Origin of the sequence: Caballeronia sp. (genome assembly GCF_049581465.1) — a bacterium.
Lineage (GTDB): Bacteria > Pseudomonadota > Gammaproteobacteria > Burkholderiales > Burkholderiaceae > Caballeronia.
This window is the reverse complement of the sequence record NZ_JBAUSA010001352.1, coordinates 1-3480: the sequence shown is the minus strand read 5'-3', so window position 1 is coordinate 3480 and position 3480 is coordinate 1. Positions and strand designations below refer to the sequence as shown.

At 58.6% G+C, this 3480-nt stretch carries 3 protein-coding genes; 2 read left to right on the top strand and 1 reads right to left on the bottom strand.

Annotated elements, in window-relative coordinates; all coding sequences use genetic code 11:
- Both WCA53_RS32700 and WCA53_RS32695 read left to right on the top strand, forming a co-directional pair.
- Nucleotides 1-792, top strand: a 792-nt coding sequence (locus WCA53_RS32700; protein ID WP_423921694.1) for an MFS transporter, incomplete at its 5' end; no start/stop codon positions are given.
- Between the two features lie 71 nt (nt 793-863).
- A complete protein-coding gene (locus tag WCA53_RS32695) occupies nt 864-2042 on the top strand; it encodes an alpha/beta fold hydrolase (RefSeq protein ID WP_423921689.1) in 1179 nt (392 codons plus the stop codon).
- Nucleotides 2043-2065: 23 nt separating this feature from the next.
- Here WCA53_RS32695 and WCA53_RS32690 read toward each other — a convergent pair whose 3' ends face one another.
- Nucleotides 2066-3088 (bottom strand): aldo/keto reductase, encoded by a 1023-nt coding sequence (locus WCA53_RS32690; protein ID WP_423921684.1) that lies wholly within the window; start codon nt 3086-3088, stop codon nt 2066-2068.
- Nucleotides 3089-3480: the final 392 nt, after the last annotated feature.

Sequence of the window (3480 nt, the reverse complement as noted above, 5' to 3'; positions counted from 1 at the left end):
CAATGGCTTTACCTGCTAGAGGGCCTACCCAGTTGCGGGTTTGGCATGGTGGTCTATCTGGCTCTTTCAGACACCCCCGCGCAAGCACGCTGGCTCACCTCAAGCGACCAGGAAGTCATCCGCGTGGACATGCTCGCGAGCGGCTCTTCACCGAGCACCGCCCACGGTGGAATAACGATCGCGCTTAGGAGTCCGGCGGTCTACATGTACGCCTTTCTCTACTTTGCACTCGGATGGGGAGCTTATGCGTTGAGCTTCTGGATGCCCTCGATCATCCAGAGCCTTGGGGTCGCGGATACGCGTACCATAGGTATCCTTTCTATGATTCCCTACACGTTTGGTGCTGTGGCAATGGTGTGGTATGGGCGCCGGTCTGACCGCAAGGGAGAGCGGCGCTGGCATGTGGCGGCCGCTGCGTTCGTCGCCGCGATGGCTCTGGCCGCCTCCACCTGGACGGGCTCGCATCTCTGGCTGTCAATCGCACTGCTCTCGCTGGCGCTTGGCGGAATTATCGCGGCGTATCCCGTGTTCTGGGCCGCGGCCACGTCCGCCATCCCTCCTCGGGCAGCAGCGGCAAGCATCGCGGCGATTACCAGCATCGGGAACCTGTCAGGCGTAACGACTCCCTACGCGATCGGAGTCCTGAAGACCGTGACCGGAAGCCTCTCAGCGGGCCTTTACTGTGCGGCTGCAATGGTGGCGATCGGCGGATTAGTCATGCTGTACGGATATCGTGGTGAGTCGACTGGAATCGCTAGTGTCGGACAACGGGTACTCGTACGGCGGGGATAACGGATGCGTTTGCCCGCCGCGCGAACGACAACACTTCGAAGCATCAAAAGTTCATATTTTTTGGGAACCGTATGACTCGACATCTCATCGATTTGCCCCTACCCCCGGGAATCCGGTCTCGCTTCGTCAATAATGACAACGGGTTGGTCATGCATGTGCTAGAGGCCGGTTATGAGACGCCGGATCGGCCTTGCGTGCTTTTGCTTCACGGTTTCCCGGAACTGGCTTATAGCTGGCGCAAGGTGATGCTTCCACTCGCGGCTGCCGGGTATCACGTGCTAGCGCCGGACCAGCGGGGATACGGTCGTACGACAGGTTCTATCGATAGCGACGATAAACATCTCGACGAGTTCAGGATTTTAAATCTCGTCGAAGATGCATTGGGCTTACTAAGAGCCACGGGGCATACATCCGTCGAAGCGGTGATCGGTCATGATTTCGGCTCGCCGGTGGCCGCATGGTGCGCCCTTACACGACCCGACATATTTCGCGCTGTGGTGTTGATGAGCGCGCCCTTTGGCGGCGTACCGCCAACGCCCGCCGACGCAACAACGCTGTCAGGATCGAATCAGGCAAAAGCCGAAGCACCGTCTGGATTAGCGAAGGTCCTACACGACCTGACGCAACTGGAGCCACCCAGAAAGCACTATCAGTGGTACTACTCCACTCGCGAAGCCAATGCGGACATGATGAACGCGAAGCAGGGACTTCACGCTTTTCTTCGTGCCTACTATCACGCGAAGAGCGCGGATTGGCCGAAGAATAAGCCCTATCCGCTCGCATCTTTCACCGCGGCCGAACTGGCAAAGCTGCCGACCTACTACGTCATGCGTATTGACCAGACGATGCCGGAAACGGTCGCCGATGAGATGCCAAGCGCCGAACAGATAGCGCTTTGCAAATGGCTTCCCGACGCAGAGCTGTCCATCTATGTGCAGGAATTTTCGCGTACCGGTTTCCAGGGGGCTCTCCAATGGTATCGATGCCTAACCATACCGAGCTTTCTCACGGAGTTACAGGCGTGGGCTGGTCGCACGATCGATGTCCCTGCCTGCTTCATCTCTGGTTCGAGCGACTGGGGCCTCTATCAGAAGCCCGGGGATTTTGAAGCGATGCAGGAAGGGGCTTGTACTAACCTGTCAGCAGTGCATCTAATTGAAGGAGCGAGCCATTGGGTCCAGCAAGAGAAGCCAGACGTGGTCGTCCATCACGTATTGGCGTTTCTTCGGAAAATCAATATCGCAGCGTGACAAGGTCCTCGCCGGTCAAGCGATCAGACCACGACTCGATCCTTGTCGTGGAACTGCTGCATCCAGTACGGATAGGGCAGGTGCGGCTGCGAAACCTGATTCAAACGTTCGGTCTGCGCCGCGTTAAACGCGATTTGCTGAGCGTCGAGATTAGCGCTCAGTTGGTCGGGCGTGCGCGCGCCTACAATGACCGAACAGACTTCACGGCGCGCCAGAATCCACGCCAAGGCCACCTGAGCCGGCGACGCGTTTAATTCCGTAGCGATGTCGCGCAATACGCGCACGATTGGATCCGCCTTCGCGGGGTCGATCGGCGGAAAATTCAGCTTGGATCGACGCCCGGTCTCGCCACTGCTTCCCTGCGTATACTTACCGCTCAGGTACCCGCCCGCGAGCGGACTCCACACCAGAAGCGAAACATCATTCGCCTTTGCCACAGGCGCGATCTCATGCTCGACGTCGCGGCTCGTCAGCGCATAGTGAACCTGATTGCCGACGATGCGGGCCCAGTGCGTGCGAGTGGCAATTCCCTGTGCACGCTCCAGGTCACCCGCGCTAAAGTTGCAGACGCCGATGTGCCGCACCTTGCCCTGCCTCACAAGATCGTCTAGCGCACGAAGCGTTTCTTCCAGCGGAACAAGTTCATCGCGGTCGTGCAATTGGAACAGGTCGATATGATCCCGGCCGATACGCCGAAGACTCGTTTCCACCGACCGCATGATGTGCGAGCGGCCGAGCCCGACATCGTTGTGGCCGGCTCCTGTGCGCAGCCGGACTTTGGTCGCTACCAGCATGCGCGACTCGTCGAGTCCAAGGTCAGCCAGCACCTGACCGACGACCGCTTCAGACTGCCCTTGCGAATAGGCGTCAGCCGTATCGATCAGGTTGATACCGCGCTCGACGGCTATCGCGACAAGCTGTGCAGCCTGGGCACGGTCGAGGCCTGAAATTTCGCCCCAGATTCCGGTACCGGTGCCGAACGTCATGGCGCCAAGACAAAGACGGGAAATGCGCAGTCCCGAGCGGCCGAGTGTGCTGTATTCCATAGCGAACCCCTTGATATGAATCCCTTGATGAACGTACTGTTGGGATGCATTGTGGGCAAACGCAATGAGAACCTAAATGACATGAAGGGCACTTGTGAAATGACTGCGCGGCAAACCGCGCCGTCCTTTGACTATCCAAATTTGACGAGATTGTGCACCGGAAACGGGCCGCCCGGGATTTGCACTAGCTTGCCTCGCCTGACTTCTGACGTACAGGCAACGCCGGTGACGCAGGCACATTGGGTTGGCTAGCTTCAACAGCCCCGACGCCCCGGGAGTCAGGGCGTAAGACCCAGTCCTTTCAATATCCTGGCTCGTCGTTTTGCTGCATGGTCGTTTTCATGAGTCTAGCCTTCCCGGGTTCCCATCAGGCCACGTGGGCGCACTATCAG